At 52.8% G+C, this 19,227-nt stretch carries 14 protein-coding genes; 9 read left to right on the top strand and 5 right to left on the bottom strand.

Annotated elements, in window-relative coordinates; translation table 11 throughout:
* From LZ24_RS06815 to LZ24_RS06795, 5 genes are all read left to right on the top strand, one after another.
* Nucleotides 1-359 (top strand): hypothetical protein (locus LZ24_RS06815; protein ID WP_222427561.1); only part of this gene is annotated, 359 nt, incomplete at its 5' end.
* A gap of 296 nt (nucleotides 360-655) precedes the next feature.
* Complete coding sequence (locus tag LZ24_RS06810; RefSeq protein ID WP_186442978.1) at nucleotides 656-1,435, top strand: ABC transporter ATP-binding protein; 780 nt, start codon at nucleotides 656-658, stop codon at nucleotides 1,433-1,435.
* On the top strand, nucleotides 1,432-4,029 hold the full coding sequence (locus LZ24_RS06805) for an FtsX-like permease family protein (RefSeq protein ID WP_144683889.1): 2,598 nt from the start codon (nucleotides 1,432-1,434) through the stop codon (nucleotides 4,027-4,029). Before LZ24_RS06810 ends, LZ24_RS06805 begins: the two co-directional genes overlap by 4 nt.
* Nucleotides 4,026-5,132 (top strand): lipocalin-like domain-containing protein, encoded by a 1,107-nt coding sequence (locus tag LZ24_RS06800; RefSeq protein ID WP_144683887.1) that lies wholly within the window; start codon nucleotides 4,026-4,028, stop codon nucleotides 5,130-5,132. The genes LZ24_RS06805 and LZ24_RS06800 overlap by 4 nt, the downstream gene beginning before the upstream one ends.
* 547 nt (nucleotides 5,133-5,679) lie before the next feature.
* Entirely contained in the window at nucleotides 5,680-8,562 is a 2,883-nt protein-coding gene (locus LZ24_RS06795; protein ID WP_144683885.1) for a sensor domain-containing protein, read from the top strand.
* Between the two features lie 398 nt (nucleotides 8,563-8,960).
* Here LZ24_RS06795 and LZ24_RS06790 read toward each other — a convergent pair whose 3' ends face one another.
* From LZ24_RS06790 to iorA, 5 genes are all read right to left on the bottom strand, one after another.
* On the bottom strand, nucleotides 8,961-9,872 hold the full coding sequence (locus LZ24_RS06790; RefSeq protein ID WP_144683883.1) for a DUF2156 domain-containing protein: 912 nt from the start codon (nucleotides 9,870-9,872) through the stop codon (nucleotides 8,961-8,963).
* Nucleotides 9,869-10,324, bottom strand: coding sequence for a GNAT family N-acetyltransferase (locus LZ24_RS06785; RefSeq protein ID WP_144683881.1), 456 nt, complete (start codon nucleotides 10,322-10,324; stop codon nucleotides 9,869-9,871). Before LZ24_RS06785 ends, LZ24_RS06790 begins: the two co-directional genes overlap by 4 nt.
* Entirely contained in the window at nucleotides 10,288-11,250 is a 963-nt protein-coding gene (locus LZ24_RS06780) for a GGDEF domain-containing response regulator (protein ID WP_144683878.1), read from the bottom strand. The genes LZ24_RS06785 and LZ24_RS06780 overlap by 37 nt, the downstream gene beginning before the upstream one ends.
* Nucleotides 11,251-11,474: 224 nt before the next feature.
* A complete protein-coding gene (locus tag LZ24_RS06775; protein WP_144683873.1) occupies nucleotides 11,475-12,062 on the bottom strand; it encodes an indolepyruvate oxidoreductase subunit beta in 588 nt (195 codons plus the stop codon).
* Between the two features lie 54 nt (nucleotides 12,063-12,116).
* Nucleotides 12,117-13,973 (bottom strand): indolepyruvate ferredoxin oxidoreductase subunit alpha, encoded by a 1,857-nt coding sequence (iorA, locus tag LZ24_RS06770; protein WP_144683870.1) that lies wholly within the window; start codon nucleotides 13,971-13,973, stop codon nucleotides 12,117-12,119.
* 361 nt (nucleotides 13,974-14,334) lie between these two features.
* Here iorA and LZ24_RS06765 point away from each other — a divergent pair, with 361 nt between their 5' ends.
* From LZ24_RS06765 to LZ24_RS06750, 4 genes are all read left to right on the top strand, one after another.
* Nucleotides 14,335-14,979, top strand: coding sequence for an XTP/dITP diphosphatase (locus LZ24_RS06765; protein WP_144683867.1), 645 nt, complete (start codon nucleotides 14,335-14,337; stop codon nucleotides 14,977-14,979).
* Between the two features lie 381 nt (nucleotides 14,980-15,360).
* On the top strand, nucleotides 15,361-15,930 hold the full coding sequence (locus LZ24_RS06760) for a nitroreductase family protein (RefSeq protein ID WP_144683865.1): 570 nt from the start codon (nucleotides 15,361-15,363) through the stop codon (nucleotides 15,928-15,930).
* A gap of 31 nt (nucleotides 15,931-15,961) precedes the next feature.
* On the top strand, nucleotides 15,962-17,341 hold the full coding sequence (locus tag LZ24_RS06755; RefSeq protein ID WP_144683863.1) for an AmpG family muropeptide MFS transporter: 1,380 nt from the start codon (nucleotides 15,962-15,964) through the stop codon (nucleotides 17,339-17,341).
* 31 nt (nucleotides 17,342-17,372) lie between these two features.
* Nucleotides 17,373-19,100 (top strand): DUF6178 family protein, encoded by a 1,728-nt coding sequence (locus LZ24_RS06750; RefSeq protein WP_144683860.1) that lies wholly within the window; start codon nucleotides 17,373-17,375, stop codon nucleotides 19,098-19,100.
* The last annotated feature ends 127 nt before the right edge of the window (nucleotides 19,101-19,227 follow it).

Raw genomic sequence — 19,227 nt, 5'->3', positions numbered from 1 at the left:
GGTCTTCCACGGAAGATAAAAAAAATATTTTGCAAATGTCTTCGGAACTTAGCGGAGCAGACCGGGATAATTTTATTCAGGCCACCATTACCAAAACCGGTGATGTTAATGAACTGATTGATAGGGTCCGTGAAGTCCGGGATAATAATGGTATTGGGGCAAAAGAAGAAAAACAGAAGTCGCTCAGTCTGTTTTTATCCGCTGCTGGCGGGGCCGATGCAAAGAATCTGGAAAATCTGATTCATATTGCAGGTGAGATTTTAAATGAAAACCCTTCATCCTTTATTGATGAATTCAAAGGGCTGGCTTTGGGAATAAAAAATGGAAATACCGGCTCCAGGGTAGATACTGTAGCCTGATGGCAAAAATGGACGTTTAGGGTGGGGCAAAATTATTGACCGCTTGTGGGGCATTTACCATGGCCATTCACAGGGTAAATACGCTGGCCTGAGCCACTGAATTGTAAGGGCTTGCTGCGCCCTCTGGCAGAAGCCGCGGGAAAACCCTCAAGGCAGTGTTCATGCCTTTTGCTATGACTGGAAAGCCCTTGTGTGTACGCTGGATGAGTGAGGCCACAAGCAGGCAAGTCTGGCATTGGGGCCGGGGCAGGGAGAAAGGATGGACGCCATTGCTTAAAAGAAGGGACAGGAAAAATATGGACGAAAACCCGGTGCCGCTGGTGTTGGCTTCAGGTCTCTGCCGTTTTTATGGCAGAAAGGGTGTGGAGCTGAAAGCGCTGGATCATGTGGATCTTACCGTGAACCGGGGAGATTTTGTGCTGCTTAAAGGTCGCAGCGGTTCAGGTAAAACCACACTTCTGTCCCTGCTTGCCGGTCTGGACAGGCCCGATGCGGGCAGCCTGAGGGTAGGGGATTATGATCTGTCTCCGGGGGCCAGTCCGGATCTGGATACCTTTCGCCGCCATGGGGTGGGGGTAATTTTTCAGTCCTTTAATCTGCTGCCCACCTTACGGGCCGTGGAAAATGTCATGCTGCCTCTGCTGCTGGCAGGTGGAAGGCAGCAGGTGGCACAGAAAAGGGCAGGGGATCTTCTTGGCTCCCTTGGCATGGGGCCGCGCATGCATCATCTGCCAGCGGAACTTTCCGGCGGAGAGATGCAGCGGGTGGCCATTGCAAGGGCCCTTGTGAATGAACCGATGCTTTTGCTGGCGGATGAACCCACGGGCAATCTGGATGAAAACAATGCCATGGCTGTCATCGACCTTCTGGCGGATCTGGTGAAAAATGGGGCCACCCTTGTCATGGCGACCCACAGTGACATGGCAGATCCCTTTGCCAGCCATATTATTCATTTGATGGACGGCAGGGTTTCGGCCCCAAGGCCTGATCCTTCAGGGCCGGAGGCATCCTCTGTGAAAAAAGCCGCTTTGGCTACAGATTTCCCCAGCCACCCCATTCAGGGCAAGAATCCATGAAGTTCTTTTTCTTTCTTCTTTTCCGTATTTCCCTGCGCCACCTGCTGCGCCAGAAACTGAGAACCCTTGCGGCCCTTCTGGCCATTGCCCTGGGTGCCTCCGTCTTTTCCAGTGTGCGCATGGCCATTGACGGTGCCGGGGAGAGCTTTGCCTCATCCGTCACACAGGTGACGGGCAGGGCGGATTATCATCTGAGCGCCGGACCCGAAGGCATACCTGAAGGGCTGATGGCGGATTTTCTGCATCATCCGGATATCCTTAGGGCGGCTCCCTTTTCTTCGGTTTATGTGCTGCCGGACATAAATAATAAGGAAGGAGAACGGCCGTTTCTGCTCATGGGGCTGGACCCTTTTCTGGATACCTCCTTTCGGCAATGGGAACCGGAATCTTCCGGAGAAGAAGAAAATGGCGGAATTTCCGAGCTGGTGACAAGGCCCGGAGCCATGCTTGTGACCCAAACCCTTGCCCGGAGGCTGGGTATCCGCCATGGAGACAGTCTGCGGGTTCTCCACGGAGGAAAACCCGCAGAGATGCATGTGGCGGGCATTCTGGAGGAAGAGGGGCTGGCCATGGCCGAAGCAGGCGGTCTGGCCCTTTGCGATATGGCCACCTTTCAGGAAAGTACGGGGCGCTATGGCCTTGTGGATCGCATGGATCTGAGGCTGCATGCAGGGGCGGATAAAAAGGCGCTGGAAGCCATGCTGCCTGCGGGGGTGCAGATGCAGCCTGCCACCGCCTTCAGGGATACGGGCCTTGCCATGGTGAAGGCCTATCGCATGAACCTTCTGGTGATGGGTTTTGTTTCTCTTTTTGTGGGCATGTTTCTGGTTTACAGCGTGGTGGCCCTCAATGCCGCATCCCGCAGCGGCGAGGTGGCCATGCTCCGGGCCATGGGGGTTGCAAAGGTATCCATATTTCTGCTTTTCATTACAGAAGGCCTGCTTCTGGGGATTATGGGCTGGCTTTTTTCCCTGCCCCTCACCCTGCTGGGCTATCCCTTTTTGCAGGAAGGGGTGGGCAAAACCCTTGAGACCCTTTTTTTTGGAAAGGGTGTGGCAGCCCATGCCTTCCAGTTTCAGGATCTCTGGCTGACCCTTGCCCTGACCCTTTTTGTTGCCGCCATTGCGGCCCTGTATCCGGCCCTTTCTGCCATGGCCGTATCACCGAAAATGGCCATGGCAGAAAGGGGCTTTTCCGACAAAAAAACGGGCACAGGAAACTTGCGTTCTGTAACGGGTCTGGGACTTCTTGTGGCTGTTCCCTTTTCTGCGGGACTGCCTGCCATGGATGGTCTTCCATTGGGCGGATACATGGCAGCCTTTTTTCTTTTCGGTGGGACAGCTCTGGTACTGCCCTGGATACTGGCCCGTCTGGGACCGGGCATGGCCCTTTTTCTGGGTCGCCGTTTTGGTGTTTCTGCCTTCCTTGCGGCAAGGCAGTTTCGGGAAAGCGGTGGCCGTATTGCTCTGGCGGCGGGTGCCCTGACAACGGCCGTGGCCCTTTTTGTGGCCCTTTCCATTATGATTACAAGCTTTCGTGAGACCGTGCGGGTTTGGGTGGACCAGAGTATCGGCGGCGATCTTTTCATCCGAAGTAAAATGGCAGAACTCAATGATTACCGTTATCCCTTATCCCATGATCTTGTGGCCCAAATAGAGGAACTGCAATCATGGGATGCCCTGGGGTATCGCAGGGTGGGGCTTGAAAGGGATGGACTGGCCTTTGATCTGGAAGCCATGGATATGGAAACACTTTCCCGCTACGGCGGTTTTCTCGATGTATCCGGCACTTCTTCCGATGCTTATTTTTATTCCGGCCATGGTCCCCTTCCCCTTCTGGTATCGGAACCAGCCCTGCATCTCCACGGGCTGGATAAGGGGCAGATACTGGATTTTTATGTGGACGGCGTTTCCGTACCATTTGAGGTGAAGGCCGTTGTCCGGGATTTCCGTACCCGTACCCTGGCCCTTTTCTGTGATATGGAGGCTCTGGCAAAGAAGACGGGAAAAAGGGAAATTTCAGGGATGCGTCTTTTTTATAAAATGAGTTCCGGTGACGGGGGGAAAGAAAAGGATGCGGCCCTTGAGCTTTTGAGGGATCAGCTTCTGAAGGATTACGGAGACAGTGTGGATGTGGTGGCGGGCCTTTCACTGAGAAATGCCGTTCTGGATATTTTTGATGAAACCTTTGCCGTGACCTTTGTTCTTCTGGCCATGGCCCTTGGTATCGCAGGCCTTGGCATTGCCACCACCATGACCCTGCGGGTGATGGTGGAAAGGGTGGGGCTTTTAACCCTGAGAAGCCTTGGGGCTTCTGCTTTTCAGGTGAGATCCATGGTGCGCTGGGAGGCGGGGCTGCTTCTGGCTTTTTCCCTTGTGGCAGGGCTTGCCTGCGGCTTTGTGCTTTCTTATCTCCTTATCCATGGCATCAATAAACAGTCCTTTGGCTGGACCTTTTTCTTTGCTTTGGACGGATTGAATCTCCTGGCAGGGATTCTGATGATTTTTGCCGCAGGGATGCTGGCGGCAGGGCCTGCCATGGCCCTTGCCCTGCGGGGATCTCCGGCGGAAGCCCTCAGGGAGGGAACTTCATGAAAAAGCTTCGGGTCTTTTTTCTGCTCTGTTTTTTTCCATTTTTTGCCTTTGCCGGGGAGTATCCCCGGGTGGACGGACCCTGCGGGCTGGTTTTTCCAAAGGATCATGGTCCCCATCCGGATTTCCGGACGGAATGGTGGTATTACACCGGCAACCTCATGACGGATACGGGTCGGCCCTTTGGCTATCAGCTCACCTTTTTCCGCTCCCGCCTTGGGCCACCGGGCCGCTTTGCACAGCCTGAAAAGCCTTCCCCATGGCGGACCGAGGAAATTTGGATGGCCCACGGAGCTGTATCCGATATTGAGGCCGGAAAGCATTACCATGCCAGCCGTCTGATGCGGGCTGAACCGGGGATGGTTTCATGGGGGATGGAGGATGCTGCCTTTTTTATCCACATGGGCAGGTGGAAAATGCATCTTGGGGAAAAAAGGCAGCACCTTGAGCTCATGGAGCATGATTTTGCCTTTTCCTTTGATCTTGAGCCTGAAAAACCCCTTATACTGCATGGGGATGGGGGCTATTCCCTGAAGGGGAATGCGCCGGAGAGGGCCAGTTGTTATTATTCTTTCACCCGCCTGAAAACCCGTGGCAGCATACATTTTGGGGGAGAAAAGCACGGGCTTGAAGGTTGGTCATGGATGGACCATGAGTTTTCATCGGAGCCGCTGGATCCCGATGCCGTGGGCTGGGACTGGTTTTCCCTCCATCTTTCCGACGGTTATGACCTCATGTTTTTTCAGGTGCGCGCAAAGGACGGTTCTGCCCTGATTTACTCCGGAACCCTTGTGGACCCCGAAGGAAAAAGTGTTTCAATCCCCATGGAAGATGTGGCATTATCTGTTCAAAGTTTCTGGCGCAGTCCGGAATCCGGGGCTGTGTATCCGGTGGCATGGCGGCTGCTTTTGCCTTCCGTGGATCTGGAACTTTACCTTCAGACGCCGCTTAAGGATCAGGAAATGCGTCCGAAGGACAGCCCCGGCAGTGTCATCTACTGGGAGGGCAGCATCCTTGTTTCCGGAACCCGAAAGGGAAAAGCCCTGACGGGAAAAGGCTATGCCGAATTGACGGGCTATGCGGATTCCATGGCAGGGAGGCTGTAGTTTGCTGGTCAGCTTGTTGTCAGGCCATGGTGCGATTTTATTAAGGGCAGGCGCAAGGCCTGCCCCTACGAATGTTTTTACGCCCCCCTGTTTTGTAGGGGCACCCTTTACGGGTGCCCGCTGACAGGTGTACAATCTGGTCAAGTAATTTTATTATTAAGGTCTGTATGGCTGAAAGATGGTTGTAGTTCGATTGTAATTTGGCAGATTGGTATCATTGCAAGGCACCTTGGCTATTTGCAAGTGACGTTGCAATCGTTTCGGATAGAGCTTCGCAGGCCTGTGCGAAAGAAGCGGCAAACTGTCTGAGCCGCCACAAAGGCAGCGTGCTTAAAGCCTGCTATGGTAATCAAAAAGCTTATCCTGCCTGTGGCGGGGAGTTTTTGCCGCTTCCGCACAGGGCAAGAAGATCCCGAATAAGATTGCGTCACGGGCAAATAGACTGGGTGCCTGTGCATCTGCCCGACAGCTATGGTCTTTAGCCAGCGAAGATGGTGCTGACACTCATATTTTTTTAGAATCCACCTTGTCCCCAAGGAAGGCTTGTATGTCCCACCCATCCCATCTGCCGCAGGATCTGGAGTTTCTTTTAAAGGGCCTTGAAAGGCGCATTGCCGATATATCCCATGCCATGGAAAAGGGCAAAAAGGTGCTGGATACGGCGGATCTTCTGCGCCTTGCCGCCTGGGATGTAGCGGACACGGGGCTTTGCATCGTGGATGAAAATGGTCTTTTTGTGGATGTGAATCCTGCCTATACACGGATATACGGGTATAGCTGCGAAGAACTTGTGGGCAGGCCCTTTACCATGATGTTGCCCGAAGCCAGTGAAGCCATGGGAAAAAAAGCCTTAAAGGATTTTTTTGATAATGGCGGGGAGCCGGTAATGGAATGGGAGGCAAGGAAAAAGGACGGAACCCTTTTTCCCATTCTGGCCACAGCCGGACTTTTCAAAGATGAAAAAGGTACAAAATATAAAATCACCAGTGTCATGGATATCTCCCGGAGCAGAAAAGAGAGGGATCTGCACCAGCGTTTAGGTTTTATCTTTGAAAACCTTAAGGAGGAAATCTTTCTCATCAATCCGGATACCCTCTGCTTTGAAGAAGCCAACGCCAGTGCCTTGAATAACAGTGGTTTTGATCTGAATACCCTGCGGTCCATGGCTTTCTGGGAGCTGTTCATCGGAGCCGAAGGCGCTGTTTTTAAGGAGCTGGTCGCAGAAATGGAGAGCTGCTCCGAAGGTAAAAGGCGTTTTCAGGTGTATATCTGCCGCCGGGACAAGACCTGTTATGAGGCAGAAGTGCGTCTCCAGCGCATCCGCACCGAAGAAACCTGTGTCATTGCCATGCTGGTCCGGGATATTTCGGAATCCATGGAAACCCTGAGGGCCTTAAAGGAAAGTGAGGAAAATCTTTCCGAAGCCCAGCAGGTGGCGGGGATAGGAAGCTGGAAGTTGAACCGGAATACGGAGATTCTGCGCTGGAGCCGTCAGATGTTTAGGATTATGGGTCTGTCCCCAGACGGATCGCCACCGGATTTTGCATCCTTTTTAAAACAGGTACCAGAAAAGGATCATGCCCATATTGAAAAGGCTCTGGATGCCGCATGGAACGAAGGTGAGGCTTTTCAGCTGGAGCATGGGGTTTTTGTAAAGGGTGAGCTGCGTATCCTTTCCGTGATGGGCCGGGCCATCAGGGATGATCAGGGCAGGGTGCAGCATCTGGTGGGAACCTCTCAGGATATTACGGAAAAAAAGAAGGCCGAGGCCGAGCTTCATAAACTCACCATGGCCATTGAACAGAGTACCAATGTGGTGTTCATTACGGACCGCCATGGCACCATAGAATATGTAAACGGGGTTTTTGAAAGGGTGACGGGCTATGTCAGGGAAGAGGCCATTGGCCAGAATCCCCGCATTCTGGCTTCCGGAGAAACCCGTCCTGAAACCTATGCAAGCCTCTGGGAGACCATTCTTTCAGGCCATACATGGCGGGGAGATTTCAAGAACAAAACCAAGGGCGGCTCTTTCTACTGGGGCAAGGGGCTTATTACTCCCGTGCGGGGCCTTGGCGGTGAGATTGTTCATTTTCTGGCCATACAGGAAGATATTACGGAAAAAAAACAGGCCGAAGAACGGGCTTTATATCTGGAAACCTATGATGTGCAGACGGGTCTTCTGAACCGGGACAGTTTCATCCGCAGGCTGGACGGGGAGTTTTCCGGAACGGGTGCGGGGCTTCTCATCGATATCGATGGCTTCAAGCTGGTCAATGATCAGATCGGGTATGCCCGTGGGGATCAGGTTTTGAGGGCGCTGATCCGGACCGTGCATCAGGTCATGGATGCCAGACTGGCAGCGGATCGCTGGTTCATGGGGCGTTTTGGCGGGGATCAGATGGCCCTTTTCATCCGGAACATGGGGTCTGCCGAGGCCCTTGCTCTGGGAGAGGAAATCCGCAGGCAGGTGGAGGCAAAGCGTTTTGAGGACAGCGGCCTGAGGCTCACCGTCTCCGCAGGTCTGGCAATGATCCCTGAGCATGCGGGGGATGCAGCCACTTTACTGGCCGTGTTGGATGCGGCGCTGGGAAAGGCCAAGGAGCTTGGCAAGAACCGCTGTCGTATTTTTGTTCCCAAAGACCGGGAAGGGGAGCTGAAGCGGGCAACCTTCCATAAAAAACAGCGGATTCTCGATGCCCTTGCAGCGGATCGCTTTGAGGTCTGGTATCAGCCCCTCTTGCATCTGGCTTCAAGAAAAATCTTCCATTATGAAGCGCTGGTCCGTATGCGGGAGACCGATGGCAGTGTGGTTCTGCCCGGAGCCTTCATACAGGCGGCGGAGCGCCATGGGCTTGTGGGTTCCATAGACCGGGTTGTGGCGCAGAAAACCTTTGTCCTGCAGGCCCTGCTGGAAAAGCAGGGGAGAAAGATCTCCTTTTCCATGAATCTTTCCGCAAGGGATCTGGCCGATGCGGGCATGGCTGCCTTTCTTCAGAAAAGTATTAAAGAAAGCGGTGCGGACCCGCAAAAGCTGATTTTTGAAATCACGGAAACCGCAGCCATTCAGGATATGGACAGGGCGCTGGATTTTATCCGACAGATGAAAGCTCTGGGATGTCGCTTTTCTCTGGATGATTTTGGTGTGGGCTTTACCAGTTTTGTCTACCTGCGGGAGCTGGGTGTGGATTATATCAAGATAGACGGTTCTTTTATCCGTAAGCTCCATGAAAGGCAGGAAGATCGCAGTGTGGTCCGGGCCATTGCCCAGATGGCAAGGGAGCTGGGTATCATGACTGTGGCGGAGTTTGTGGAAGTGCCTGAAACGCTGGAAATTCTTTCCGGGTTTGGTGTGGATTTCGGTCAGGGTTTTTTCATAGGAAAACCGGCACCGGCTGCCCTTGCCTTCAGCCGTATTCCTGTTCAGCCTTAGCAGAGAAAAGAGGGCACAGTCCCTCTTTTTCCCTCACCTTCCTTAATGACCTTAAAGTCTTTAACGACAATACCCAGGACCAGCCGGAGCAGGTAGGGCAGGCCCCTGTGCCTGCCCTCAAGGCCAGGGTATGTGTAGGGGCACCCTTTACGGGTGCCCGCAACAGGCACTTTGGCCGATTTTGCTCTGGTATCTGTTTTGTTTTTAATTATTCAGCACAATTGATTTCGAACTGCCAATGCTGTAATTGCAGTAGCTTCGTACTGTTGCAAGGCTCCGAGGCTATTTGAAAGTGACATTGCAATCGTTTTCGCGTCACGGGCAAATAGCCTGGAGCCTGTGCATCTGTCTTGCAGGTATGATATGAAAAACTGTGCTGAACAGTTACTTTTGTTTTATCACAGGAGGGTCAGGACAAAGGATTTTTCTTTGCGTATGGGATAGTAGGAGTTCTTGGCGTGGGCCAGCCCCGGCTCATCCATGTCCGATTCCTTGTTGATGAAGAGAATATCCTCAGAAAAAAGCCTGCGGCAGCATTCCCTGTCAAAATACTGATACAATCCCTTGACAGAACCCATGGCCTTTTCAAAGTGCAGCACACCCATATCCGCAGTCAGACGGTTGCCAATGCCAAAGGCCACCAGCCTGCCATCCAGTGAAAGCCTTAATCCCCTGAATTCTGTATGGTCAATGAGCTCTATGGCATTGGCCGCAGCAATTTTTTCACAGGCCATATCCGCTTCAGGATCCCTGTCACATTTGCGTTCTCTGCACCATTCTTCCAGAAAATCCAGACAGTCGGGAATGTCGTCTGTGGTGATGGGCCGGATTTCCATGCGGTCCTCACTGAAATTCCTTTCAAACTGGGAGATGAGGTTGCGTTTTTTTGCGTACTTTCTTCCCTTGAGTTCCGCCAGATCTTCTTTGGCATAGATATAATCCGTATAGGCACTCTGCTCCTCCACCGTGAAAAAGTGTTGCAGAGCTTCCTGATCCACCCTTTCAAGCCAGGTTTCGGGCACAAACCAGATGGCTGGAAAGTCGGACTCAAGACAGAGGCTATGCAGCTCTTCCGGCGTCCAGTCCCTTTCAGGGGAAAGGGGAAGGATGAGATGGCGCAGCTCCGTCTGCTGCGTGTAATCTGCTGCAATGATAAGGCTGTCTGCCGCAATGGCGGCTACAGGATGGTAGGCCTTTGTCTGCCAGGAGAGAAGAGAAGGCAGAGAGTAGCTGCAAAGGGGGTATTTCTGGTTTTTGAAATAGGGGGCGAGTTCATTGTAATCCTGAATGGAAATCTTTCTAAACTTCATTTTTTTCCTGATAGATCCGGGGCAAAGCCCATCATTTTAAGGGTTTTTCCATGGAGCATGGGCAGGGAGCCGGGCATGATGCCAAAGTCCAGTTTTTCATAAAAGGGGTGGGAGCCCCTTTCTGCAATCAGCCCGATCCATTCAATGCCCTCTGCGGCAAGCAGACGGCATAGCTCCTGAATGATGCGACCGCCAATACCCTGTCCGCGCCAGTCGGTATCTACGGTGACATCCTGGATGTAGGCATCGCATACGCCATCACTGATGACCCTGCCCATGGCAATAATACGGTTTCTTGTACGGGCTGTTAAAAAAAGATGGCTGCCTGCAACGATGCGGGCAACCAGTGAGAGATCTTCGGGCCCCTGCCACCAGTTTTCAGCCTGGTAGAGGGCCATGATATCCCGGCACTCTGTCAGTCCGGGATTTTTGAGGACCAGGATTTCAGGCATTGCATGCTTTCTCTGCAATCATTGTTCATCAGGGTGGTGATTTGGTTTCTGCCGTTCTTTTTGGAACAGTACATTGCCATATCCGCACGCTGGATAAAGGTTACAAGGTTTTCTTCCGTAATATACTCTGTAATACCTATACTTACGGTAATGTAGACAGGATTCGGCATGCTGGCCGGGAAGAACTTTTCACGGGCCAGTCCTTCCTGAATACGTTGTGCCACCACAAGGGCTTCCTTGACTTCGGTTTCGGGCAGAAGAACGGTAAATTCTTCTCCGCCGTATCTGTAGGCGGAATCCATGGTGCGCAGGGATTTTTGTATAATGGCTCCCATGCGCATGAGTACCCGGTCCCCTTCAAGGTGACCATGGGTGTCATTATAATCCTTAAAGTGGTCGATGTCGAGGAGCAGCAGGGAGAAAGGGTGTCCGTATCTGTGAAAACGTTCCAGTTCCTTTTCAAGGCGGGAATAAAAGTGTCTGGAATTGAACAGGCGGGTCAGCTCGTCGGTGATGGAGAGTTCCTGAAGCTTTGCCAGCATGACCTCCCGCTCCTGGGTCAGTTTTCTTTCCCTCAGAACCCGCTTGAGACGCAGAAGAATTTCCTCAAAGCGGGCCGGTTTGAAAATGATGTCACTGGCCCCCCTCCGTATGGCTTCTTCATAGGAGTATTCTGCACTGTATCCGGTCATGATAATCACATCTGTATCATAGGTGGCGCGGATATGTTCCGTCAGCTCAAGGCCGGATATGCCTTCCATCATGATATCCGTAATGACCACATCCACAGGCCCGCATCGCCTGAGATGCTCCATGGCTTCCTCGGCGCTGGATACCGCAACCGTATGGAAACCGTCCATACTGATGTAGGTTTCCATGGCAGATCGTATGGCACTGTCATCGTCCACAACAAGAATTCGGGTCATGGGAATATCCTTATCCGTCAAGCAATCTTATCAACACCAGCCCGAGGTGATGAAAGCATTTTGATATCTGTAAAATTTATACCATAGCACAGTAAGGTCGTTTGATGGAAGTATGAATAAGGAATATGGAATGCTTTAAGAAAATGATTTTAAGGGAAGCAAGGCAGGTGTACTGCGACCATCCTGTTTCTTGAAAATGGATGGCCGCAGCTGTTTATCAAAAATCAGGCGGCTCTGGCAAAACCCTTTTCAAAGGCTGCAAGGTTCATTTCCACAAAGTCGGCTTTGGTCCGGGTACGGATGGCTTCCCGAATGGAATCCGCAGTTATGGGAAGAACACCGGTTCCTATGAGGGTGCCCAGCAGTACCATATTGAGACACATGGGATTGCCCGCTTCCTCGGCAAGGGCCGTTGCATCAAATGCAATGAGACGGCCGGTTTTGTTTTTGAGGGTTTCCGTCACCGTTTCCAGATCAGGATAGGTGCCCCGGCCTATAAAGGCCGTGAATGGGGGCAGGGGACGGGTGTTGGTGATGGCAACGGTATTGGCATTGCATTTTTTTAAGGCCCGCAAGGCCTCGCAAGGCTCAAAGCTTACAAAAAGATCCGCTTCTCCATCGGAGATGATGGTGGATTTGGCATCTCCGAAAACCAGAGCAGATTCCACAACACCACCCCTCTGGGCCATGCCGTGGATTTCACTCATGCGCACAGGCACACCCGACATGAGGGCGGCTTCACCAAGAACATGGGAGGCGAGCAGATTGCCCTGACCACCTACGGCAACGATAATAAGACGTTTGGGTTCCATGGGTTTCCCTTTATTTGGATAGGGCCGGAGTTCTCCGGCCCAAAGTCTTTTTGTTTAAAGGCTTCTGGCCGGTACTATGGCGTTTTCAGGACAGGCCTGGGCACAGAGGGCGCATCCCACACAGACATGGGCGTGAATGCCGGGCTTGCCGTCCTTGACGTAGAAGGCAGGGCATCCAAGGGCATTGATGCACTCCATGTGGTTTTTACATTTATCCGGATTAACCTGGAAGGGTTTGCCTTTGAGCTGTTTCAGGTTTTTGGCATAGAGGGCGCATTTTTCCTTTACGATGATTACGGAAATCCCCTCAAAGGCAACGGCTTCCTGTATTGTTTCAATGGCTTTTTTAACATTGAAGGCACGGATAGTGGAAACATGTTTTACGCCAATGGCTTTCACAATGGCCTCGATGTCCACGGTGTTGTAGTTTTCCATGGCCAGTTCCGTCATGTCCACACCGGGGTTGGGCTGGTGGCCTGTCATGGCCGTGGTGCGGTTGTCGAGGATCACGAGGGTATAGTTGTGATTGTTGAAAACCCCGTTGATCAGTCCGGAAAGGCCGGAATGGAAGAAGGTGGAGTCCCCCACAAAGGCCACAACCTTTTTGTCCGTTACCGTGGAGAAACCGCAGGCTGTGCCCGATGATGCCCCCATGCAGACCACAAAGTCTCCCATGCCCAGAGGCGGGAGAAAACCTAAGGTGTAACAGCCGATATCGGAAGGGAAGACCACATCCATGCCTTCGCAGGCTTTTTTAGCGGCATAGAAAACGGATCTGTGGGAGCATCCGGCGCAGAGGGTGGGCGGACGTATGGGGAGGTCAGGAACCCCCTGAGCATTCACCGGAGCGGGTGCATCCAGTGCAATGTCAAAGAAGGAGGCAATGTTTTTGCGGACCATGGCCGGGTCAAATTCAAAGAGCCTTGAAAAAAGTTTTTCATCCTTACCCGCAATGGGAAGGGTGAGGCCTTCTTCCTGGGCAAAGGCTTTGACGGCCTCTTCCATGAAGGGTTCGCCCTCTTCAATGACAAGGACCTTTTCACACCCCTTAAGAAAGTCCTTGATCATGGCCACGGGCATGGGATTGGCAAAGCCCATGCGAAGAATTTTTATCCTCTCCGATGCCCCAAGATCCTTTACCGCATCCGCAGCATAGGTATAGCTGACCCCATTGGCAATGATGCCCAAAGACCCCTTTCCTTCCACAAAGTTCCAGGGAGACGCTTCTGCCATTTCCTGGGCTTTTTTAAGATCCGCCAGCAGTTTTACGTGCAGGCCCCTTGAAACCGCAGGGACTGTAACACAGCGCATGGGATCTTTGATGAAATCCCCTTTGGTTTTACGGGCGGGCAGCTCTCCCAAGGTAACAACGGAGGTGGAGTGGTTGATGCGGGTGGTGGTGCGGAAAAGAACGGGTCTTTTCAGTTTTTCTGAAAGCTCGAAGGCATCCTTGACCATTTCCTTGGCCTCTTCCACGGAAGAAGGTTCCATCATGGGCAGGCCGCCGAATTTGGCATAATAGCGGTTGTCCTGTTCATTCTGGCTGGAAAACATGAAAGGATCATCTGCGGTGAGGATGACAAGGCCGCCCGTTACCCCCACGTATGCAAGGGTCATGAGCACATCCGCAGCCACATTGAGGCCCACGTGTTTCATCATGCACATGCTGCGGACACCGCTGTTGGCCGCAGCAGCAGCCACTTCAAGGGAAACCTTTTCGTTGGTGCTGTACTCAAAATACAGGTCGCTTTCCCGGGACATCTGAAAAAAGTTCAGGGAAAGTTCGGAAGAGGGTGTACCGGGATAGGTGGATGTAAAGGCCACACCCGCTTCCATGGCACCCCTGGCAATGGCCTCGTTTCCGAGCAGAAACATGGATTCGCCGGGCTTGTCGGTCAGAAGTTTATGCATGGTAATTCATTCCTTGATAGTGATGGCGGTACAGTCTCCATGTCCTTCAGCAGCCTTGTCCTTAAATAAGGGAAAAGGGAAGGCAAAGGAGATGGTAAGGCCCGTCCACCGGATTCCGGATTTTTCAGGACGCAGCATATACAATGTTGAAGATTCATATAACAGGGGTGTTCCGGGTGTAAACACCTTTTTATGGAAAGGGTTTTCAGGGGCAGGTTTTACGTCTGTCTGCGGGCATTTGTATGGAGAGCTTCCCTGATGGGCGGGCTTTACAATCAAAGTCCCCTCTACTATAAGTTTTTTCTGGTGAAAGAGACTCCGGTGTGCTTATCCCGCTTATGAATACAGAGGAAGAAAAATCATGAAAAAAATGATACTTGTGCTGGCAACGGGCAATCCCGGAAAAAAACGGGAGCTTATGGCCATGCTGGAGGGGTTTCCCGTGGAAATCAGAAACCTTTCGGATTTTGGTCCTATTCCTGAAATTAAAGAAGATGGGGCCACCTTTGATGACAATGCCTACAAAAAGGCTTCCCTGACGGCCCGTTACCTCGGGTTTGCTGCCATGGCCGATGATTCAGGCCTTGAGGTGGCGGCGCTGGACGGAGCACCGGGTGTGCATTCAGCCCGCTATGCCGGTGACAATGCCAGTGATGGCGCAAACAATGAAAAGCTTCTGGCTGCCATGGAAGGGGTGGAAAACCGGAAGGCTGCTTTCAAGTGCGTCATTTCCATTGCCGTTCCCACGGGGCAGGCCCTGACCTATGAGGGGAGCTGTGAAGGGGACATTCTCCGGGAACCAAGGGGAGATAAGGGCTTTGGTTATGATCCGCTTTTTTTCTGTCCTGAGCTCCAGAAAACCTTTGGGGAGGCGGATCTTGAAGAAAAGGGAAGGGTAAGTCACCGGGGCCGGGCCTTGACGGAAGTACGCAGGGAGTTTGATAAAATCCTTGTCTGGCTGGAGCAGAATATGCCCCGTCTGGAAAAGTTTGACTGTGTCCGCTGAGGATGTTTTTTTGTAGTTGTTCAGCACAGTTTATTCTTAAATTCTAATGCCGTAATTGCTGCAACTTCGTACTCTTGCAAGGCACTTTGGCTATTTGCAGGTGACATTGCAATCGTTTCGGATCAGAGCTTTGAAGGCCTGTGCGAAAGAAGCGGCAAACTGTCTGAGCCGACCAAAGGCAGCGTACAAAAGCCTGCTATGGTAATCAAAAAGCTCATCCTGCCTGTGGCGGCGAGTTTTTGCCGGTTCCGCACAGGGCAAAAAGCTCCCGAATAAGATTGCGTCACGGGCAAATAGCCAGGGTGCCTGTGCATTTGTCTGGCAGTTAGGGTACTTGGAAAGCTGTGGTGAACAGTTACGTCTTTTTTTGAGGAGGCAGGGATGTTCAGAGATCTTGTGGAAAAGAGTCGTTCCATCCGTCGCTTTGCCGAAGAAGAAGCCATTCCGGCGGCCACCCTTGAAGGTCTTGTGGAACTGGCCCGCTTTACGCCTTCTGCCGGAAACCTTCAGGCACTGCGTTTCCGTCCGGTTACGGATGCTACGGAAAAAGAGGCGGTTTTTCAAGCCCTTGGCTGGGCAGCCTATCTCAAGGACTGGCCCGGTCCTGCTGCTGGGCAGCGGCCTGCGGCCTATATTGTGATCTGCGGGCCGGTAAAGGGTACCGCCTTTCTTCTCTGTGATCTGGGCATTGCGGCCCAGACCATGGCCCTGGGGGCTGCGGAAAAGGGGTTGGGAACCTGCATGCTGGGCAGTATGGATAAAAAGGCCCTGCACAGGGTACTGCATATACCCGAAGATCTTGAGGTGCTGCTGGTGCTGGCCTTAGGCAAACCCGGAGAGACGGTTGTGGTGGATACCATGGAAGAGGGGGATTCCGTGCAGTACTGGCGGGATGGGGCGGACGTGCATCATGTTCCCAAACGTCCGCTGGCGGAGCTTTTGCTTCCTTAGCGGATTCTATATTTAAAGGAAGGCAGCATCCATGGAAGAAAAGAGCAGGAAGAACCCCTCCTGGGCAAAGGCCTTTTCCGTTTACCGCCATCCCCGTGTGCTGGGTATGCTGTTTCTGGGGTTTTCTGCGGGTCTTCCCCTGCTTCTTGTGGGAGGCACCTTCACGGCATGGCTGAGGGATCTGGGAGTCAGCCTTGCGGCCATCGGTTTTTTAAGCTGGGTGGGCATGGCCCACAGCCTGAAAATTTTATGGGCACCGGTGGTGGATCGTATGCCGCTTCCCTTTCTGACACCCCTTCTGGGACGTCGCAGGTCATGGATGCTTCTCGCCCAGATTTTTCTTCTGGTTTCCCTTCTGGGTATGGCCTTTACCGATCCCAGAGAGCATCTGGCCTGGGTGGCTCTCTGGGCTGTGCTGGCAGGCTTTGCTTCGGCGACTCAGGATATTGCCATTGATGCCTATCGCATCGAAGCGGCGGAAAAGGAGTTTCAGGGGGCCATGGCAGCCAGTTATGTGCTGGGGTACCGTGTCGCCCTTCTGGCTGCCGGTGCCGGAGCCCTGCATCTGGCCGCTGGCCTGAGCTGGTCTGTGGCCTATGGCACCATGGCTTTTCTGATGGGGGTTGGTATTCTTACCACCTTCATTATTCAGGAACCCGATGTTTTTGTGGATGAAAAGACCCGTCGTCTGGAAAGGGAGGTGGCTGTTCTTGAGAATGGAAATGGCGAAAAAAAGAACTTTTTCAAGGATATGCGCCTCTGGTTTGCCGGGGCCATCATCGGTCCCTTTGCCGACTTCTGGCAGCGTTTCCGTTTCACAGGGCTTGTGATCCTGCTTTTTATCGGCCTTTTCCGTATCAGTGATATTTTCATGGGGGTGATGGCCAATCCCTTTTATCTGGATCTGGGCTTTACCAAAACCCAGATCGGCAATGTGGCTGCCGCCTTCGGACTGGCCATGACCCTCACCGGTGCGGCCCTTGGTGGTGTGCTGGTGGCCCGTTTCGGCATCATGCGCATGCTCATTGCAACGGCTGTGCTGGCCCCCCTGACCAACCTGACCTTTTCCTGGCTGGCCCTTCTCGGCCCTGAAATGTACGGACTGGTGGTGGCCATCATGTCGGATAATATCAGTGCGGGTATGGCGGTGGCTGTTTTTATCGCCTATCTCTCCAGTCTTACCAATACGGCCTATACGGCCACCCAGTATGCCCTTTTCAGTTCCATCATGACCCTGCCGGGTCAGTTCCTTGCGGGGTTTACCGGCGTTCTGGTGGAGCATATCAGCTGGTTCTGGTTTTTTATTTCTTCTGCCCTCATTGGAATCCCCGCAATTTTTCTGGCCATCCTCCTTGCCCGGCTGGCAAATCCGGACAGAATAAAACAGCCCGGCCATGGAAGAAAAAGCTGACGTTTATTTTTTCTGAAAAAGAGGTTTACGGATGACAACCCGGTCCCTTTCCCCCCATGAAGAGCGTCTGATGGCCCTTGCGGCAAAAAGACGTCACCTGGAGACCCTTTCCGAAGAAGAAGTTCTTGATGTTCTTCTCTCGGACCCGCAGGCCCTGCCTCTGGTTCATTCTTATCCGGAGGAGGATTTTTTCCTTCTGATGCATCGCATCGGGCCCGATGATTTTCTGCCCGTACTTTCCATGGCAACGGACAGGCAGTGGCATTTCATCGTGGATCAGGAGTGCTGGGAAAGGGATGTGCCGGATTATGCGGTCATGAATCTCTGGTTCTGCCGTTTTCTCCGGGCTGCGCCCAAACGTTTTGTCAGGTTTATGGTTGAAGAAGAGGGCGACCTGATGGATGCCTGGCTTTTCAGGAATCTGGAAGTGCGCATCCGGGAACACGATGAAGACCCTTCGGATTTTCCCGATGGTTTTACCACTCTGGACGATGTGCTGTATTTCAGATTGAAGCCCATGCCCGAAGATGAGGGGAGCCCTGAGGAAAAGGAAGCCAGAGAGGAGGCCCTTCAGATTTTTATCCGCAGCCTTGCGGATACATCCCACCCTCTGTATTTCCGTATATTACAGGAAATGCCCTGGTCCATCCCCGCAGAACTGGAGGAGGCTTCCCTGCACTGGCGCAGGGTGCGTCTGGCAGAAAAGGGTTTTATTCCCGCAGAAGAGGCCGGCGGACTTTTCCAGCCCCTCAGGGAAGGGGAGCTTGAAAGCCGGGGGAGAAAGGTGTTTGCAGGAGCGGGAGAAGCAAGGGTTTTTTCCATTCCGGAGCAGGGGCTTCGCATGGCATCCATGGATACAGGCTTTTCCGAAGCACTGACCCTTCTGGATGCAGACCATGTCCTGACGGATCTTTATCTGGAAATGGCGGCGCTGTGCAACCGGTTCATTGGCGCAGGGGGGAAAGTGCTGCGTTCCCGTGAAGAGCTGGATGCCGCAGGCCGTGCCGTCATGGGATACGTCCGGCTGGGCATTGCCCGCATCACCGGAGAAAGGGAACCCTCTCCCCGGGCCAGTACGGCGGTTTTGCGGACCTATCGTCTGGACTTTATTTTCCGTGCGGGTGCCGGCCCTGTGATGCGCTTGAAATGGAAGGTGGGGGGCTGGTACAAAAAGGCATGGTTTCGCAGAAGCGGGCTTGCCCTTTCCTTCTGGGATGAGGAGGGCATGGGTCTTCTGGGAGGGCTTTTACTGGATATGCCCCTTCGTTTTGATGCAGCAGCATCCGCTGGGACTTATTATGTCCCCTTTGATTCCGACGGGGATCTTGTCAGGGCAGAAGGACAGGTGAATGACATTCTGGCACTGGACGATGTCTTTGCCCTGCTGGGCCTTGGGGAAGTGGATGGTATGGGAAGATTGCTGACCTGGAAGAATATGCTTCTGACCCTCTGGGCTCAGGACAGGCTGGGAGATGGAGGCAACAGGCTTGTGCCCGTGCATGAAGAGCGCTTCCGTTCCTTTTTTGACACCCTGAGGGAAAAAACAGCCGCAGGTTTTGCAATACCCATGGAAAGAAAAAATGATTTTCTGGCATGGCTTTCGGAGCGGACGGGGCTTTTGCCCGCCGTACTGGCGGACAGGACGGGGGCTGTTCTGGAAAGGCTTTTTTTGGATCTGGAAGAAGAGATTGCAGGTATTCCTGCTGATTCCCTTCCGGATCACAGATACATGCGGTTTTTTCTTTTGAGGCAGGCTTAAGAAGATTCTTTGTAATTATTCAGCACCGTTTTCGAAGTACCATACCTGCAAGACAGATGCACAGGCCCCCGGCTATTTGCCCGTGACGCAATCTTATTCGGGAGCTTCTTGCCCTGTGCGGAAGCGG

This window comes from Desulfobotulus alkaliphilus, assembly GCF_007830435.1.
Classification (GTDB): Bacteria; Desulfobacterota; Desulfobacteria; order Desulfobacterales; family ASO4-4; genus Desulfobotulus; species Desulfobotulus alkaliphilus.
Note: the sequence above shows the minus strand (reverse complement) of the source record. Positions and strands in the feature narration are given on the sequence as shown.